Below are 18,351 nucleotides of genomic sequence, written 5' to 3'. Positions count from 1 at the left end.
TGGAGAACGGGGAATTCGGAGGGAAAGGGCTGGACAGGCGATTTCCGTCAATGCAAAGTTCGTTAGCTATTCGTATCAACGCCGGTGTCTCCATAGTCCTGTAGGTAACAGCCATGCGCAAATTCGCCGCAATCGGCCTTCTCGCCCTTTCCGCTTGCGGCCCGGACGAAAACCGGCCCGTGACGACGTCCGGCGCCCAGAGAGGGGTCGAGGCCACATGGGAGCAGGCATTGGTTATCCTTCCCGGCCAGACCGCCCCGACGCGGTTGTCAGAGGTGTCTCTTCCGGCAGATCGGCCCATTCCGCTCGTGATCTACTCGCACGGTTGCAACGGGTTGCGAGGTGAAGCCACTTTGACTCTCCGCCTCCTCTCCGAAAGCGGATTTGCGGTTATCGCGCCCGACTATTTTGCGCGTTCGGACGCGCGACAGGTCTGCACGGGCAGGGAACAGCGGGATACTGTCCGCATCTACGACGGCCATGTTGAGCGCCGTATCGAGGAAGCCCGCTATGCAGCGGACCGTGCTCGCAGCATACCTTGGGTCGACCGGCGCCGCATCTTCGTCGTGGGCCATAGTGTGGGCGGTGCCGTTGCCAGCCAGTGGTCCACTGCTGATGTGGCCGGGGTCGCCATCCTCGGATACGACTGCGCTGATCATCGAGCGCTCGGCGTCCGCGCACCCGCATCCGTCAGGGTGCTTGCCATGAGCGACGCAAGGGACCCGTGGTATCCTGAGACGAGACACGGAATGTCATGCAGCCAGCGGGTCGGTGATCGCCCAAATTTTACAAGTGTTATCCTGAATCACGGATCGCATTTCCAGATGCAATATGCTGACGGCCGGGCCGCACTTGTCAGCTTCCTTAGAGGCTCGGGAAGCTAGCCGAAGCGCTCCACGGCGTTCCTCCAGTGTCGACGCATGTCAGCGCGACAGCCGCAAAACGCTAGCTGGTGATATGCCAGCGCGCCGCCCAGCTTCTCGTATACCCGCCCCTCCATTCAATGCCTCTATCGCGCGAGCAGCCTTAATTCCGGATATGCGCGGCCGTCCGAATGTCACGCCGCGCGCCTTTGCCTTCGCGCGGCCAACCGCCGCTGCCTCGCGGTGAAGCGCAGACCGAACGGCAATCAACGTGGGCACGGCGGCGAGCAGGGCATCCACCTTTTGCGGATCGCCATCATCGGTGATGAGCAGGGACACTCGCGCCTCGGCAAAGACGGTCAGGACACGTAGCAGGCTGGGCCATGTGGTCCCGAGACGGCAGATTGACGCCGTGACCACGGTGGAGACCCGGCGCTCCTCGACGCTGCGCAGCAGGGCAGCGCGCCCGGCTGTCCCTCGGCCCGGGCCGTCCGCGTAGATGCGGCCGAGCGTCAGCCCTTCGCGTTGCGCCCGTTCCGCGACAGCGGCGCGCTGCTCGTCGACGGAGAGCGGATAGCCGGGGGCTATGCGGAGATATGCAGCGACGGTCATGAGGTTGGGCGAGAATGCCTCAGCTTCGGCGGGCGTCCAGCGGAAACATAGAGGGGCTACACCGCAACCGAGAAAGCCGCCGCTGGACCATGGCTTGGGACATTTGGAACAGGCGCGGGCGGTCGGCGGGACACCGGGAGCCCGTCACCGCACCGGCGGTCCTACACGATCAGGATCGGCATTGGCTCTGACCAACCGGGACGCAGCCTTCGGACTTGGCGTCCAGCAGCGGAGCCTTGCACGGGCCTGACGCGGATGCGCAGAGGCTCGATGCCGCGCCGATAAAGGGCAACCATGACGGCGTCTTCCTTGGACAGCCCTGCATCTGGAGGATCGGCAACGACCCTCTCGGCGGCCATCGCGAGCGCACCGGGCCACGTTCGGGAGATGGCGCCCTCCATCTCCGCCCGCGAGATGCCGGGGTGCCAGACAGCGAGGCGTGCCCGCCCCGTCTCGCACAGCCCCGCGAAGCTGACACGCCGCCATCGGCGGTCCCGACTAGCTGCTCGGTCGCGGAGGTCACGAAGTGACCGGCGCAACTGGCGGACAGCAGTCATGAGACAATCCTTGGATGCGTGCAGCGGGACGATGACAGCGGTCGGTGCCGGAGCATGTGCCGATGCTCCCCCGAAAAGCGAGCGCCATTCTGCGATCAGGCGGGTCCTGCGGCATGACCAGCATCCCGGACTGCGGCACCGCCACGGCCACGTCGTCGCAGGCACGCCACGCCGCGTCATGCGCGCTATCTGGCAGCGGCTGATGCGGTCGGCGACATCGTCACCGCCGCGATGCCGGAGAACGTCGATGACCTCGCGCTGTCGCGCTTCGGCGTTCGTCAGCCACGCTCGCGTCGACCGCACGGCACGAAGCGTCACGGGTAGGCTGCGGCCAGCGGATACGGCTGCCCTCCTCGTAGGTGATCGTAGTAGATCGCGAGACGGAGGGCCGCGAGCTTATCGGGCATCCAAAAGACGTAGCCCACTCGCTGATAGTTCAATCGGAGGACATGGGAGTTGGCAGGAAGATTGGTCAGGCGGCAGGCGGCCAGCTTGCACCAGAGATACACTCGCCAACACCAGTCGGGGTGCATGTCGTAGGGCGTGAGGCCGCGAAGGATGACGGGAACGAGTGGGGCTGACATGTCCGTATTTAGGCCGCCGCACCGATTTTAGTGTCGCGGACCGCTGCGCATCGCGGCCTCGGCCCTCCACGAGAAGATGCCGGGCCTGCGCGGATCAGCCCCAGTCGTTGTCGAGAGCGTGGAGCATCTCGCCGAACGTGCGGTTCAGTGAGCAGAACTCGTCGTCCACACGGGCTGCGAGAGCGACGAGAGCATCGGCGGGTTCGACCGCTACGAACCGCCATCCAGCCTCGCTCATTGCGTCACGCAGTCGGCGCAGATGGGGCGGGGCCATCGGAGTGTTCCCGCGTCGCCGTGCGTCAGCGATAGAGACGAGGTCAGGGCCAACCCGGCGAAGTTCGACCAGCCCATCCGGGTGATCGGTCGTGAGATAGATGGCGTGGCCCTCCAGCAACGCCATCCAGTGCTTCGCGCCGCTATGCAGAGCATCCCTGACGCAGAGATCAAGGCGGCGACCGATGGCGCGCAGGTCGCCGACCGACATCACCTGCCGCATCCCAGTCGGAAGCGGCATTGGTGCCACCGGCGCGGACAACGTGGACAGCGCATCGGTGAGACGGCAATAGATGGCGGACACCCCGGCGCCGTGTGGGAGATTGGCAAGGGCCGCGTCCGCATCGCGGCCATAGGACCGCAGCACGGCAGCCAGAGCGCCGATGGCGCCGGTCGCTGTGACGTCGGACAGGACACTGGCAGGCAGCCGCTGGATGGCATCCCCAACCCCCGCCAGCCCTTCGATGTGGCGCAACAGCGCCATGTCAACCGGCCGCGTAGCGCCAAGCACCACCTCGGCGAACGGGCTGACGGCGGCGGCACCGAGGCGGCGATAGAACTCGGCGGCGTGGACAGTGGGCCCTGCGCGGTCGAGGACCCGGAACAGGCGAGGCGGCGCACCCGGCATGGCGGCGCGGAGAAGATCGCGGGGATCACTTTCGTCGAGCCGCTGTGCAACCTTGGCATCATCACCGCAGTCTGCGAGGTGAAGATATGCCCCCGTCGCGTGGACCGCTCGCAGCGGCGCGCACAGCAGCCGCCGAGCAAGGTTGGGCCGGAGCCTAATCAGGGCCGCAATACGCCGCGCATGCGGACCGTAGGTGCGGAGACCCGGTGCATTGTCGTGATGCTTCGTTGTCGCCTCCGCCTATCGTGGGATCACGTTGATACCCCGGATCGGCGGAACGTCCAGCAATATCAAAGCGGGTTCGCCTCGCTCCTTCGCAGGTGTTGTCGGCACCACCGGAACAGCCACTATCGTTGCGGGTGCGGGCAATCACAGAGGCTCCGTGGCTGGTGGATCGAACATCGGACCAGTGCCCGGAAGGCGTCTTTGCGCCGTGCGCCGTTGGCAGGCAGGAGTGAAATAGGCACAAGTGGCAGCGGCTAGCGGCGGGCGACCCTGCCGAGATTGAACGTGGTCAGCATAGATTCAGGGCGTCTGCCGGAACTGCTCGCGGTCAGCCAAGACCGAGAAACACCATCAGTAAGCCGTCGAGTGCCATCTGATCCTCGCGCCCGAGGTGTCCGATGACCTGTCCGACTGACTGGCGCGGAATCATGGTAATCTTGTCCACCATGACCCACGCCGGTCGCGGCAAAGGCACCTGTTCACCGTCCGAGATCGGCATACGCAGAAGCGGGGCCGTCGCGGAGTTCTCCGTGATGGGACAGACCGTCACCGAAGCAGTGGACGGGTAGAGGTCTGCTTGCACGATCACGGCGTGGAGCGGCGGCGCATAGCTCTCCGAAGCCCCGCCAATTCGGACGACGTCACCGCGCCGCATAGTCCTCCATGCCGATCCGCAGAAGCCTTTCCATCATGGCACCGGACTCGGCCGACTGATCGACCAAGCAGGACTGCCGCTCTGCTTCCGCACGCGCCTCGGCGGATCGCATGTCGGGAATCCAAAGCTGGACAGGGCGCAATCCTCTCGCCCGGAGCTTTGCGCGGTGCTCAGCGACCTTCTCGCGGACCGCGCGCCGGTCGCCTCTGGGCTTGCGCGTCATGGCTTACATGTAACACTATGGTGGGCGACGTCCAGCCGGGCCTTCGCCGCAATTGTTTCGGAACGATCAGTGGCCCAAAGCCGCAGCCCGAGAGCTATTCCACCGTCGTTAACGGCAGCGAAGCCGACGCGAGTCGCCCCCCTGCCAGCTGTTCCCGAAAGCCCTTGGTTCGCCCCCGGCGCCGACCTCGGAGGCGTGCAACGCCTCGGGATGAAGGTTTCGGGCGGCGGCCCGCATCAGTCCAAGACGATGATGCTCGCAGACCTTGGCGCGGTGCTTGCCGCCGAGGCGGAGCTTCAGCCCGACAAGGTCATTATCGGCGAAAACCTGCTCGGGAAGCCGAGCAGTCGGGCGCGCGAGGCTGCCGCCTACTACCTTCGTCAGTTGTATGGTCTGGGGGACACGCCCCCTGCGGTCAGCCGCGCGCTCTTCGCCCTCTGGCGGCGGGACCCGGTCGGGCGGCCCCTTCTGGCCCTGCTGTGCGCAATCGCCCGAGATCCATCCCTCCGAGGCGGAGCCGCCGCCGTGCTCGACGGCAAGGTCGGCGAGCAGATCCGGTCGCCTGCCATCGCCGCTGCCTTCGAGGCCGAACATCCCGGCCGCCTTGGACTGAACATGGCGAACTCGCTCGCGCGGAACGCCGCCTCCTCGTGGACGCAGGCGGGCTTCCTCGCCGGGGCCGTGCGGAAGCTTCGTAGCCGCCCCAAGGTCACGCCCACGGCGGCGGCCTACGCCGCTCTTCTGGCCCAACTGGCGGGGTTCGGCGGGCAGACGCTGCTGGAGAGCCGCTGGCTCGACGTCCTCGACCGCCCGGCGGAGGACCGCATGGCCCTCCTTCGGCAGGCCGAGGGGCTCGGCCTCGCCCGCGTCCGCAGCGCCGGACACGTCGTCGAAATCGAGGTCCGCCGACCCATGGCGGAGACTCTGGGGATCCCCGGTCTTGTCCACCGTTGAGGAACTGCTCGACGCCTTCCGCCAGCGCCTCGACGTGCCGTGGCGGCCCGACGAGGCCGCGCCCGGCCGCGTGTGGCTGCTCTGGTATGACAAGGCACACGAGCGGCGCGTCCGAGGGCGTCTTGGCGAGTTCCGCCTCGCAGCCGAGCACGCCGGAAAGGGCTGGCGCGAGATCGATCTCGCCCCCGAGTTCGGGGCGTGGGTGGCGGGTCAGAAGTGGTTCGAGCGCGCCTGCCGAGCGCCGAACTCGCTCGGCACGGTCCTTCCGAAGCTGGAGGCGCACCTCGTCGCGGTGGTGCGAGCCGGGCTCGCGGCGGCGGGGCCGAACGACATCGTGGCGCTGACCGGCGCGGCCTCGCTGTTCGGGCTGGTGCGCACCTCGACGCTGATCGCCTCGGTCGCCGACGCCATCCCCGGACGGCTGCTGGTCACGTTCCCCGGCACGCATCAGGGCGGGATCTACCGTCTGCTCGATGCCCGCGACGGCTGGAACTACCTCGCCGTCCCCATCCCCTCCTCCGACGTGGTATAATGCATGCTCAACCGCGAAACCCTTGTCCGCGACCCGTCCTCCTACCGCCTCGCCGATGGCGGCGTGGCGAAGGTGTTCTTCCCGCCGGACGCGGAGCAGAGGGCGATCCTGCGCGAGCAGCTTCAGACCTTCGTCTGCAAGGGCGCCTACGCGGACGGTCTGCGTCGCATTCTCGAAGCGTTCAACGGCGCGGCCGGGAAGAAAGTGGACACACCCGCCGCGTGGGTCAGCGGGTTCTACGGCTCCGGCAAGAGCCTGCTCGCGGCAATGCTTGGCGCCCTGTGGGCCGACCTCAAGTTCGAGGACGGCGCCACTGCCGAGGGTCTTGTTCACGACATGCCGGGCGAACTGCGCGCCGCCCTCCGCGAACTGCGCACCAAGGCGAAGCAATACGGCGGCCTCATTGTCGGTGGCAGCACGCTCGGCCTCGGTTCGCAGCACCCCGTCAAGGCGGTGCTGGAGGTCATCTTCCGCGCCGCTGGCCTGCCGACCGGCACCGACTTGCGCCCCTCGCTCGTCGCCTTGTGGCTCGCCGAGCAGGGCATCCTCGATCAGGTGCGACGTGACCTCGGAAGCGAATTTGAGGACGCGCTGGGCGAGTTCCTCCTAGACGACCGCCTCGCCGTCGCCGCGCTAAAGGCCAAGCCCGGCCTCGCGCCGGACGCAGACACCCTCATGGACAGGCTCGGCAAGCAGTTCGAGCGCGAGCCGGAACCCACCGTGGAACTGATGACGGAGAAGGCGAGGCAGGCGCTCACCCTCGGCCGGTCCGACATCCCGCTGACGCTCATCATCCTCGACGAGGTGCAGCAGTTCATCCGCGAGGACGAGGACATCTCCCTCATCATCCAGACCATCGCGGAGCAGTTGGCGTCCAAGTTCAAAGGCCGGGTCCTGCTGGTCTGCACGGGCCAGTCGGCGCTGGGCGACATGCGCTACCTCGCGCGCCTGCTGGGCCGATTCCCCGTGCCGGTGGCGCTCGGCTCGGCGGACATCGACTCCGTGATTCGGGAGACCATCCTGCTCAAGCAGGACGCGGCCAAGCAGGGCGTCGCCAAGATGCTCGAAGCGCGCTCGGGCGAGATCGACAAGCACCTCGCAAGCTCCACACTTAAGCGCACCGAGGCGGACCGCGCGCACGCCGTCGCCGACTGGCCCATGCTCTCCACGCGCCGCCGCCTCTGGGAGCGCGTGCTGGCCGAACTCGACAAGTCCGGCCTCGGCGCCACGCTGCGCGGCCAACTTCGCCTGACGCTGGACGCGGTTCGGGCCTATGGCGAGCGCCCGCTCGGTGTCGCCGTCCCCGCCGACTTCCTCTTTGACACCTTCGCCGCCGAGGCGCTCTCGCGCCAACTCATCTCGCGCGACATCTACGACCGCATCGCCGCCCTTCGCGCACAGGCAGGCGACGGGCCGATGAAGGCGCGCATCCTGATCGTGGTCTACCTGCTCGCACGCATCTCGGGCGACGCCCACATCCACGGCGTCCACGCGACGCCGGAGGTGATCGCCGACTTGCTTGTGGAGGACCTCGGCGACGCTGCGCCCGTCCGCGCGAAGGTGCCCGAACTCCTCAAAAGCCTGTTCGCGGACGGGGCAGTGAACGAGGTGGGCGGGGAGTGGCGGCCCCAGACGAAGGAGGGCGCGGACTGGCAGCAAGCATACGACCGCGCCTACGCGCGAGAGGTCGCAGATCCCAACGGCGCCGCCCGCCAGCGCACGTCGCTGCTGGAGCAGGCCGTCGATGACGCGCTGGCCGGGGCCGGGCGGGTGACGCAAGGCGCCTCGAAGCACGGGCGCACCATCGAGCGGGTGGTGGGCGACGCGAAGCCCTCTGGCGACGGCCTCACGCTGCGCATCTGGAACGGGTGGGACCACGCGCTCTCCGGCACGCTCACCGAGATCCGGGGCGCGGACGTGCAGAAGGATGCCACGCTGCACCTCGTCGTCCCGGACCACCGCAAGGACGATCTACGGGAGGCCCTCGTCGCCTTCCGCGTGGCCACGGACGTCATTCAAACCCAAGGCCCCCCTGCCACCGAGGGCGGGAAGGAGGCCAAGAAGGGCATGGAGTCGCGCCTCGAACGCGCGGAGCAGACGGCGAAGGCGATCCTGCGCGAGGCGGTCGCCAACGCGCATGTGCTTGTCGCCGGGGGCACCGAGGTCGGCGCCGGGCTTTCGCGCGCGGATGCCGTGAAGGAGGCGGCGCAGCGCGGCCTCGACCGCCTCTACAGCGAGTTCGTGCAGGCGGATCACGTCGGCTGGGGCCGCGCGCTCGACAAGGCGCGGAAGAAGGTGCCCGACGCGCTGAAGGAGGTTGGCCACGCCGGAGAGCCGCAGGACCACCCAGTAGCGAAGGCGATCCTTCGCCACCTTGGCGGCGGGAAGAAGGGTTCTGAGATCCGAGCCCACTTTGGCGGTGTGCCCTATGGGTGGCCGCGCGACGCGGTGGACGCGACGCTCGTCGCCTTGGCCAACGCTGGGCAGATCAAGGTCACCGGGCCGGACGGCAAGCCCGTGGTGCTGGCCGAGCAGAACGCCAGCACCTACGGCACTTGCAGCTTCGCGGCCGAAACCCGCGTGGTCTCCGCCAAGGAGAAGATCGCGGTGCGGGCGCTCGGCGGCCTTGTGGGGCTCAAGATTGCCTCGGGCGAAGAGGGCAACTACCTGCTCTCCATCGTGGACCGCCTCGCCGCGCTGGCGGAGGAGGCGGGCGGCCCCGCCCCGGCGCCCGCCGCGCCGGATGTGCCCGGCATGGCGGAGTTCCGCGCCACCACCGGCAACGACCTGCTCGCCGCGCTGGCCGGACAGCACGACACGCTGAAGCCCCTCATCTCGCAGTGGCAGGCCGCCAAGGTGGAGATCGTTAGGCGCCAGAGGGATTGGGCGCTGGCGCAGCGGCTGGTCGCGGTGGGCGCCACCGGCCAGCAGGCGGCGCTCGACGCCATCCTCACCGGGCGCACGCTGCTCCACGAACCGAACCCGCTGCCCCCCGTCATCACAGCCGCGACCGACGACCTTCGGGCGCGCGCGCAGGCCGCCTACGCTGCGTGGAAGGCGGCTTGGGACGCGGGCGAGGCGCGGCTGGCCGCCGATGAGGCTTGGGGCAAGCTCAGCCCCGAGAAGCGGCACAACCTGCGTGCGCAGCACGCCTTGCTGCTCCAGCCGCCGCCCGACCTCGCCGACCCCCACCGCGTGGCCGACAGCCTCGGCGCGCGCGGCCTGTCGGAGTGGCAGAGCATGACGCTCGCTCTGCCCGCACGGGTGGAGGCGGTGCTGCGCGACGCCGCCGCCGAGGTGGAGCCGAAGACCCAGAGCGTCTCCCTGCCGCGCCGCACCCTGCGCAGCCCGGGCGATCTGGACGCTTGGCTAGCGGAGGTGCGCGGGCAGATCGAACCCCTTCTCAGCGCCGGTCCTGTGAGGCCCGTGGCATGAGCACGCTCGACCGCGACCTGCGCAAGACGCTGGAGAAGACCATCCGCAAGGCGCGGGAGGAGGCGGAGCAGGCCGCCGCCGACGCCATCGCGCGCCTCGGTGTCACGGACGCAGCCGCGCCCGCCTACCTCTCGGATGCGGAGAAGACCCTGCGGGTGCGGCTGCGCGCCCACGCGCGCACGCTCGGCGACGGTTGGGACGCGCCGCAGAAGCGGCTGCTCGGCACGGCGCGGCTCCGCGAGGCGGTGGCCTACGAGGCGTGGCACCGCATGTTGTTCGGCCGCTTCCTCGTGGAGCGCGGGCTGCTGATCCATCCCGATCTTGGCGTGGCCATCGGCCGGGACGAGTTGAAGGAACTCGCCGCCGAGGACGGGCTGCCGGACGAGTGGGCGCTGGTCGAGCGCCTCGCCGCGCCCGCCCTGCCCGCCGTGTTCCGGCCCGACGATCCGGTGCTGGCGGTGACGCTGGCGGGGGACAGCACCAAGCGCCTGCGGGACCTCGTGGTCGGGCTGCCGGAGGCTGTCTTCGCCGCCGAAGACTCGCTCGGCTGGACCTATCAGTTCTGGCGCGCGGCCGAGAAGGAGGCGGTGAACAAGAAGGGCGAGAAGATCGGCACCGCCGAACTGCCCGCCGTGACGCAGTTGTTCACCGAGCCCTACATGGTGAAGTTCCTGCTCCACAACACGCTGGGCGCGTGGTGGGCGGGCAAGGTGCTGGCCGCGACGCCTGACCTCGCGCGCGAGGCGCCGGACGAGGCGGACCTGCGCGCGGCCTGCACGCTGCCGGGTGTGGCGTGGGAGTTTCTGCGCTTCGTGCGGGAGGGCGAGGACGGCACCGGGCCGTGGCGCCCGGCGGCGGGAGTATTCCCCGGCTGGCCGCAGCGCGCGGCCGAGATCACCTTCCTCGACCCCTGCTGCGGCAGCGGGCATTTCTTGGTGGAGGCATTTGGCCTGTTGGCCGCGCTGCGTCGGGCGGAGGAGCCGGGCCTGTCCGGCGAGGAGGCGGCCTGCGCGGTGCTGCGCGACAACCTGCATGGGCTGGAAATCGACGGGCGCTGCGTGCAGATCGCGGCGTTCAATGTGGCGCTGGCGGCGTGGGCGCTGGCGGGCGGTCCGATCTCTTTACCGCAACCGCACATCGCGTGGGTCGGCGCGCAGCCGCCGTCCCGCGCGGAGATGGCAGCGCTGGCGAACGGCGACGGGACACTCAGCCGTGCGCTAGAGGTGCTGCACGACCAATTCGCGCAGGCGCCGCTTTTGGGCAGTTTGCTGGAGGTCGGCGCGCGCGACCTCCTCGACGCTGACCTGCGTGAGCGGGGCGAGACCGCTCTGGGGAAACTGCGCACGGCGGAGCCTGATCGGGCGGAGGGTGCCATCGCTGCGCGTGGACTGATGGACGCGGCGGCACTGCTTACCCGGCGCTACGTGCTTCAGGCGACCAACGTGCCGTTCTTGGGGCGCGGCAAGCAGGCTCCTGCGCTGGCCGAATTCATTTCGCGGCGGATGCCCGAGGCAAAGGCCGATTTGGCGGCAGCGATGCTTCAACGTATGCGGCGCTTGACAGCAGCGGGTGGCGCGGTGGCGAGCGTGACCCCGCAGAGCTGGCTCTTCCTCGGTGGCTACAAAGCTATGCGGCAGGGACTTCTGCGCGAGGTCAGCCTCGCAGTGGTGGCTGGCCTAGGGCCGCACGCCTTCGAGACCATCACAGGCGAGGTGGTGAATACCGCACTCGTCGTGCTGCGGAACGCGCTACCGGGGCCGGGGACGGTGTTTGCGGGGGTAGACGCAAATTCGGTGGACGACGCCCAAGCGAAGGCAAAAGCTATCGCAACGAGTGAAGTCAGTATCTTGGGATCTATGTCTCAGCTTAGCAATCCCGACGCGCGCATTGCGGTTGCGCGTGGCTCTAAGCACCAACTTCTCCAAGATTTCGCCGAATCATATAAGGGCATAGCTACTGGTGACATGTCCCGCTTTATCCAGCGATATTGGGAAAACGCTGATACGTCTGGACGATGGCAAGACCTCCAAGAACCCCCAATGGAAACCCGAGCATTCACTGCATGCAGCGGGCGGGTGCTTTGGGAAAAGGGTCGGGGCTCGCTTCGAGAGTTCGTAGCTTCCCGTTTGGGCGAGGGTGGCGTGGGTGCGTGGCTGCGAGGCGATCCGGCATGGGGTCATGTTGGGGTCGCAGTCGCGCAGATGCGCGACTTACCGGCCAGTCTTTACACCGGTGCGTTGTTTGATGAGAGCACAGCCGCGATTATCCCAAAACGCGACTCTTTCCTGCCCGCGATTTGGGCTTTTCTGAAGTCAGACGCTTTCCTGACCGAGGTAAGGAAAATCGACCGCTCGCTAAAGGTGCCGACACTTACACTGTTAAAGGTGCCTTTTGATTTTGAGAAATGGAGTGCAGAGGCCGCAAAGGTTGAGGGCTCAGGTATCTCAGAGCCTCAGTCGGACGAGGTGACTCAATGGCTCTTCCACGGCCACCCAGCCCACGCGGAGTCCGGGACAGAACTACACGTCGCCCTCGCGCGCCTCGCAGGCTATCGCTGGCCCGCTGAGACCGACGCTGCGATGCGGCTGTCAGACGAGGCGCGCGAGCATATCCGCAAGGCTGCCAGCTTGCCCGCCTCTGACATCGACGGCTTGCTGACGCTCCACGCGAGCGGCGCGGACCGCCCCCTCGCGGATCGCCTTCGTGCCATGCTCGCCGCCGCTTACGGTAAACTGCTCAGCCCCGCAGAAGAGGCGGGGCTTGTCCGAGCCGCTGACGAGCGCCTCGACAAGAAAGTCGCCAAGGACCTCACCCTCGAAGGCTGGCTCCGCGACCGCGCGTTCCGCCAGCACTGCATCCTGTTCCAGCACCGCCCCTTCCTTTGGCAGGTCTGGGACGGCGGCAGAGAAGGCTTCTCGGCCTTCCTGCACTACCATCGCCTTGATCGCGCGGCGCTGGAGAAGCTCACCCACACGCTGCTCGGCGACTGGATCGCCCGCATGAAGGCCGAAGGCCGCACCGCCGAGGAGAGCTGGGCCGTTGAACTCCAGCGCAAGCTCAAGCTCATCCTGCACGGCGAGAAGCCCTACGACATCTTCGTCCGCTGGAAGTCCCTCGCCCAGCAGCCCCTCGGCTGGGAGCCGGATCTCGACGACGGTGTGCGCCTCAACATCCGCCCCTTCATCGAGGCGGGCGTCCTGCGCGAGACGCCCAAGATCAACTGGAACAAGGACCGGGGCACCGATCCCGCCTCCGCCCCATGGTATGACCTCGGCCCCAGCTACGGCGAACCCGAGGGCGCCCGCATCAACGCCCACCATCTGACCCGCGCGGAGAAGGAAGCCGCGCGTCAGCGGGCGGCGGAATGACGACGCCGCTCGACGCCCTGATCGAGGCGCTCCGCGCCGCCGCCGCCCACAACCCGGCGGCCGAGGCCGCGCCCGAGGCGGTGGTCTGGTGCGACCCGGCCGGTGACTTCCTCCCCCTGCTTCCCGCGCTCCGCGCCCGCCTGCCGCACCTGATGGGCTACGGCGAGCACGATCCGGGCAGCCGCACCGGCCCCGCCCTCTGGCTGCGCGCCGCCGCCGTGCGGCGCGTGCCGGGCGTTGACTGGCCGCCCGGCGAGCCGCCCGTCATCTACCTGCCCCACCACGGCCGCGAGGTGCTGCGCGGCGCCGAGGATTGCCCTGCCGAGCTTGCCCCCCTCGTCTGGTTCGCCGTGGCGGGCGCGTTCTTCGGCCAGCCCAAGCAGGCGCGGGATTGGACGCTGCGCGGCTTCCTCGCGGCGCAGGGCAGCCCGGTCGGGCTGGACATCCCCGAGGACAAGGCGACGCGCGAGGCGCTCGCCCGCGCCGCCAGCCGCCTCTTCGCCGAGCCCTTGGCGGCCCTGCGCGGCAAGAAATGGACGGCGGCCGAACTGGACACGCTGCTGGTGCCCGACCCGGCGGCGGACATGCTGGCGTGGCTGGACGGCGCGCTGACGCCGCAGGCCGACCCGGCGCGCTTCGACGCCTTCGCCGCACTGGCGTCCCGGCAACTCGGCTTCGACCCACGTAAAAAGTCGCCGCAGGATGGCGCTGCGCGGCTGGCCCAACGGGAGAAGAATTGGGCCAAGGTCTGGGATAGGTTCGAGCAGGCGAACGGCCGCTACGAGGGTGTGGTGAAGCTGCTGCGGTGCGAGGAGCCGCAGAGCATGATCGAGGGCCTCGACGCCTACCCTATCGTCAACGCCCGCGCCGAGGCGGACCTCAGGTCCGGCCTCCGGGCGCTGGGCGGCGAAGCCGCCGACAAAGCACGGCAGAAGGTGCTGGAACTGGAGCGCACCCACGGCTGGCGGCGCGACACGGTCTGGGCCAAGCGGGGCGAGGCGCGGCTGGCGGAGGCGCTGGCCGCGCTTGCCGAGATCGCGGCAGCGGTGGCGCTGCCTGCCCACGGCGCGCAGGCGATGGCGGACGCCTACAAGGCCGAGGGCTGGAAGGTGGACGCGGCGGCGCTTACGGCGCTCGACCTCATCCGCAACGGCGAGGACCGGGAGGCTGTGGTGTGCGCCCTTCGCGCGATCTACCTGCCGTGGCTCGACGCGGGCGCCGCCGCGCTGCAAGCCTTGGCGCAGAGGGGCGATGTGGCTTTCGCCCGGCCGGAGGCCGTAGCGCCCACGCCCGGCGCGGTGCTGCTCTTCGTGGACGGGCTGCGCATGGACCTCGCCCAGCGGCTCGCGCGTCTGCTGGAGCAGGGGGGCGCAACGGTGCGCACTGGCTGGCGGTGGTCCGGCTTCCCCACGGTGACGGCGACCTGCAAGCCGCTGGCGAGTCCTGCTGCGGGTCTGCTCGGTGCCGGGCCGGTTGAGGATCTGGCGCCCGCTTATCAGGGTAAGGCGACGACCAAGCCGGTGCTGAACAAGGCCGTCGAGGCCGCCGGGTGGGCCTGCGCGCCCGGATTGCTGTCCGACGCGCCGCTCTGGGTGGAGGGGCGCAGCATCGACGAGGCGGGCGAAGCCAACGGCACCAACCTCGTCGCGCTCGCGCGCGACATCTTGGCGGACATCGCTGAAACCGCCCTGCGCCACGCGCGGGAGGGGCGGCAGGTGCGCATCGTCACCGACCACGGCTTCCTGCTGATGCCGCAGGGCTTGCCGCACGCCGAGCTTACGCCGGGCCTCGCCGAGCCTGCGGGCAAGGCCCGGCGCGTTGTCCTCCTGAAAGAGGGCGCCAAGACGAGCTATCCTCGCTTGCCGTGGAGTTGGAACGGCGGCGTGCTGATGGCGACCGCCACGGGCGCGCGCGCCTTCTACAACGGCGTGGAGTATGCCCATGGCGGCGTGAGCCCGCAGGAGTGCGTGCTGCCCGTCCTCGACGTGACCGCCGAGGGGAGCGCGCCGCGCGTGGCGATCACGGCGCGCTGGCGCGGCTTGATGCTGAAGGTCCGCGCCGAGGGCGGGGCCGGGCTGATGGCGGATGTCCGCGTGGGCGGCGACGCCACGGGGCCGGGCGCCTTGGTGACGGGGCCGAAGACGCTGGACGACGCGGGCGAGGCCAACCTCGGAGTGGACTTGGATCATGAGGGGCAGACCGTGTGCGTCGTGCTCTACCGCCCGGATGCCCCGGCGGACGTGGTGGCGAAGTTGGTGACGAAGGCCGGGGGCTGAGCCGTGGAACTGGACGAACTGGACCGCAAGGCCGCCGCCGCATTTCCCGGCTTCGTGGTGCGCAAGGATCTTGTGCGCCGCTTCCGAGGCCAGTTCCCGGTGCCTACCTACGTGGTGGAGTTCATGCTCGGGCGCTACTGCTCCAGCACCGATCCGGCCGAAATCGAGGACGGCGCCGAGATGGTGCGCGAGCAGTTGGGCGCTCGCACGGTCCGCGCGGGCGAGGAAGAGTTGTTCAAGGCCCGCGCGCGCGAGAAAGGTAGCGTGCGGCTGATCGATATCGTCACCGCCCGGCTGGACTCTAAGACCGACAGCTACCTCGTGACGCTGCCGTCGCTGCGCCTCAACGACGTGCGCATCAACGACCGCTTCGTGAAGGACCACGAGCGGATGCTGACGGGCGGCTTCTACGCCGAGGTGGACCTCGGCTACGACGCGAGCATCGCGCAGGAGAAGGGCGGCCGACCGTTCGAGCTGATCGGCCTGCGCGAGATCCAGCTATCCACACGCGACGTCCTTGAGCCCATCGCCGAGGGGCGGCGCGCACTGTCCACCGCCGAGTGGAAGGACTTTCTGCTCCGCAGCGTGGGTCTGGAGCCGGGCGCGGTCAGCCCGCGCGCCCGCGACGTGGCGCTGCTGCGCATGGTCCCCTTTGTGGAGCGCAACTTCAACATGGTGGAGTTAGGGCCGCGCGGCACGGGCAAGAGCCACCTGTTCCAGCAGGTCTCGCCCTACGCGCACCTTGTCTCCGGCGGGAAGGCCACCGTCGCGCGAATGTTCGTGAACATGGCGAACGGGCAGCGCGGCCTCGTCTGCCAATACGACGTGGTCTGCTTCGACGAGGTGAGCGGCGTGTCCTTCGACCAGAAGGACGGCGTGAACATCATGAAGGGCTACATGGAGAGCGGCGAGTTCTCGCGCGGGCGCGAGAGCATCCGCGCCGAGGGCTCCATCGTGCTGGTCGGCAACTTCGACGTGGACGTTCAGCACCAGCAGCGCGTCGGCCATCTCTTCGGACCGCTGCCGCCGGAGATGCGCAACGACACCGCCTTCATGGACCGGATCCACGCCTACCTGCCCGGCTGGGACATCGCCAAGGTGTCGCGCGCCGTCTTCACGGACCGGTTCGGGCTGGTGAGCGACGTTCTGGCCGAGACGTTCTCGCGCCTGCGCTCTCAGTCACGCGCGGGCGTCCTCCAGTCCCGCGTCCATCTCGGCGGGGCGTTGTCCGGGCGCGACACCAACGCGGTGACGAAGACGGTCTCCGGGTTGCTGAAGCTGCTGCATCCCGCGCCCGACGCGGAGGTCGCAGACGAGGACGTCGAATGGGCCGTGCGGTTGGCCTTGGAGTGCCGCCGCCGTGTGAAGGAGCAGCAGAAGAGGATCGGGTCCGCCGAGTTCCGGAACACGCAGTTCTCCTACACGCTCGGGATGGACGGCGTAGAGAGGTTCGTCGCCACACCGGAGCTTCAGAGCGAGGACAGCATTGGCCCCGATCCACTTCCGCACGGGCAGGTTTGGGCACTCGGCCCCGGTGGACAGGACGAAGGCGTTGGGCTGTATCGCATCGAGGTGACGGAAGGGCCGGGTAGCGGCGTCCGCATCCTTAACCAGTCGCCTCCCTCCGCCTTCCGCGAAAGCGTCAAGATAGCCGAGCAGAACCTTTATGCCCGGTCGCGCGAACTAGTGGGGGATCGGAACCCGCGCGAGCACGAATTTGCCGTCCAGCTTCGGGCCTTCGACGCCTCGAAGTCGGCTGACCAGACGGGCGTGCCAGTCGTGATGGCGCTGGCCTCTGCCCTACTTGGCCGGGCACTGCGTGGAGGCATGGCCGTGGTCGGCGGCTTGAACCTCGGCGGATCGGTGGAGACGGTCCACAACCCGGTCGATGTCGTCGAGCACGCGCTGTCGAAAGGGGCCGCGACCGTGCTGATGCCCGTTTCGGCGCGACGGCTGCTGATGGACCTGTCTGACGAGGCGGCCACGAGGGTGCAGGTGCTGTTCTACGCAGATGCTGCGGATGCGCTCCGGAAGGCTCTGCATGAAGGCTGAGCAGGACGAACGTGAGGTGCTTGGCCGCTCTCGCGGTGACCTCAGAACGAAGCACTAGCAATGCTACCCCCGCCTGAATCGAAGGAGGGAGACGAATGAAAATGGATCGAGCGATGATCTCCTCGGCAACTAAAGAGGCATCAGAAAGATGGCTATCAGATTTCCCGAAGGTTTCTGCCTTAGATCGCGATCCAAGAGGACTACCTATTCCACAAAATGTGACTGTCGATCCGAAGAACGGCAAACCAGTTTTTGCGGTCAGAGATGCCGAACGCGAAATAGAGTTACTGTATTCAAAAAAATGCAGTGTAACAGGGACAAATCTAGACAGCAACGACGTTTGGTTCGTAACCACCCCGGATTTGGCCTTTGTTCCCTTCGGCGCCATACAGGATGCCCCAATATGCGGCGAAGCGAAGGAATTCACGTTACGAGTTTGTCCGTATTTCGGACTCAGTAACTATACGCGCCTGACTGATGGCCAAGCACAAGCAATCATTCCTGCACTTTCCGCTACCATCCCGAGCGACCACAGAACTCCGACAGAGTTCGTGGCTGTCCAAGTCACTGGATTTCAGGTGCGGTTTACAAGGCAAGGTCTACGCTACTATCCGAGTCGACACTATCGGAAAATCGAGCTCTGGAGTAAACAGATCCGCCAAAGAGTGGTTGAGGGGCGAGAAGTTCGGTCAGCAATTGAAGAAGGGTTGCGGAAAGGCTTGCAGATTCCGCCGGATCAATGGCCAGCTTGGTCCAGAAGCACTTTGGATGGTAGTTTGAATGGCTGTTGGCCGTGGGATCAATCTGAAGAAAAGGAACAATTAATCCAAGTTGCTAGATCGGCCCGGTAGTGCCTGAGCACTGGATTCGCGCCGCCATTGTGAAGGCGTGCCTGTGGTTTCAATGCGCTAGCAATGGACGTTACTAGAGCCGGTGGTATGGGCGTATCGCCCGCCTGCGAGGGAACCCGCCAAGCAACCTGCGGCGGACGATCTCGGCGATTGTCTGGCGGCACCGCGCCGCCGGACCAGCGTTGCCGCCAGTTCACCTTATGCTCCGCGCCCCGATGATGGAGGTTGAGGCCTCGGCCCCCGCCCCACCCCCTCTCCCCCAG

The 18,351-nt window shown here is 67.8% G+C and carries 12 protein-coding genes; 8 read left to right on the top strand and 4 right to left on the bottom strand.

Features of this window, described 5'->3' with window-relative positions:
- The first annotated feature begins 113 nt into the window (after positions 1-113).
- The gene (locus G3576_RS30440; protein ID WP_164698250.1) at positions 114-884 is read left to right on the top strand and encodes a dienelactone hydrolase family protein; all 771 of its coding nucleotides are present in this window, start codon (positions 114-116) and stop codon (positions 882-884) included.
- 39 nt (positions 885-923) lie between these two features.
- Here G3576_RS30440 and G3576_RS30435 read toward each other — a convergent pair whose 3' ends face one another.
- The 4 genes from G3576_RS30435 to G3576_RS30420 all read right to left on the bottom strand — a co-directional run bounded on the left by G3576_RS30435 (position 924) and on the right by G3576_RS30420 (position 4,620).
- A complete protein-coding gene (locus tag G3576_RS30435) occupies positions 924-1,475 on the bottom strand; it encodes a recombinase family protein (RefSeq protein ID WP_164698249.1) in 552 nt (183 codons plus the stop codon).
- A gap of 1,235 nt (positions 1,476-2,710) precedes the next feature.
- Positions 2,711-3,517, bottom strand: a complete 807-nt coding sequence (locus G3576_RS30430; protein ID WP_164698248.1) for a hypothetical protein — start codon at positions 3,515-3,517, stop codon at positions 2,711-2,713.
- A 553-nt stretch (positions 3,518-4,070) separates the two neighbouring features.
- The gene (locus G3576_RS30425) at positions 4,071-4,397 is read right to left on the bottom strand and encodes a type II toxin-antitoxin system PemK/MazF family toxin (RefSeq protein ID WP_164698247.1); all 327 of its coding nucleotides are present in this window, start codon (positions 4,395-4,397) and stop codon (positions 4,071-4,073) included.
- Positions 4,384-4,620, bottom strand: coding sequence for an antitoxin MazE-like protein (locus G3576_RS30420; protein ID WP_164698246.1), 237 nt, complete (start codon positions 4,618-4,620; stop codon positions 4,384-4,386). Before G3576_RS30420 ends, G3576_RS30425 begins: the two co-directional genes overlap by 14 nt.
- A 210-nt stretch (positions 4,621-4,830) precedes the next feature.
- On the opposite strand from G3576_RS30420, the gene G3576_RS30415 reads away from it, so the two are divergent.
- The 7 genes from G3576_RS30415 to G3576_RS30385 all read left to right on the top strand — a co-directional run bounded on the left by G3576_RS30415 (position 4,831) and on the right by G3576_RS30385 (position 18,088).
- On the top strand, positions 4,831-5,574 hold the full coding sequence (locus G3576_RS30415) for a hypothetical protein (RefSeq protein ID WP_164698245.1): 744 nt from the start codon (positions 4,831-4,833) through the stop codon (positions 5,572-5,574).
- Complete coding sequence (locus G3576_RS30410) at positions 5,561-6,106, top strand: DUF1788 domain-containing protein (protein ID WP_164698244.1); 546 nt, start codon at positions 5,561-5,563, stop codon at positions 6,104-6,106. Before G3576_RS30415 ends, G3576_RS30410 begins: the two co-directional genes overlap by 14 nt.
- A gap of 3 nt (positions 6,107-6,109) precedes the next feature.
- Positions 6,110-9,541 carry a BREX system P-loop protein BrxC gene (gene brxC, locus G3576_RS30405; RefSeq protein ID WP_164698243.1) on the top strand — a complete coding sequence of 1,144 codons (3,432 nt, stop codon included), beginning with the start codon at positions 6,110-6,112 and terminating at the stop codon, positions 9,539-9,541.
- Complete coding sequence (locus G3576_RS30400) at positions 9,538-12,909, top strand: DNA methyltransferase (RefSeq protein WP_164698242.1); 3,372 nt, start codon at positions 9,538-9,540, stop codon at positions 12,907-12,909. Before brxC ends, G3576_RS30400 begins: the two co-directional genes overlap by 4 nt.
- The gene (pglZ, locus tag G3576_RS30395) at positions 12,906-15,185 is read left to right on the top strand and encodes a BREX-1 system phosphatase PglZ type B (protein ID WP_164698241.1); all 2,280 of its coding nucleotides are present in this window, start codon (positions 12,906-12,908) and stop codon (positions 15,183-15,185) included. The genes G3576_RS30400 and pglZ overlap by 4 nt, the downstream gene beginning before the upstream one ends.
- Positions 15,186-15,188: 3 nt before the next feature.
- Entirely contained in the window at positions 15,189-17,237 is a 2,049-nt protein-coding gene (gene brxL, locus G3576_RS30390; protein WP_164698240.1) for a BREX system Lon protease-like protein BrxL, read from the top strand.
- Positions 17,238-17,332: 95 nt separating this feature from the next.
- A complete protein-coding gene (locus G3576_RS30385) occupies positions 17,333-18,088 on the top strand; it encodes a hypothetical protein (RefSeq protein WP_164698239.1) in 756 nt (251 codons plus the stop codon).
- The last annotated feature ends 263 nt before the right edge of the window (positions 18,089-18,351 follow it).

It is taken from the genome of Falsiroseomonas algicola (genome assembly GCF_011040385.1).
In the GTDB taxonomy this organism is placed as follows: Bacteria; Pseudomonadota; Alphaproteobacteria; order Acetobacterales; family Acetobacteraceae; genus Falsiroseomonas; species Falsiroseomonas algicola.
The sequence above is the reverse complement of the archived record's forward strand: the minus strand, read 5'-3'. Positions and strand labels throughout refer to the sequence as shown.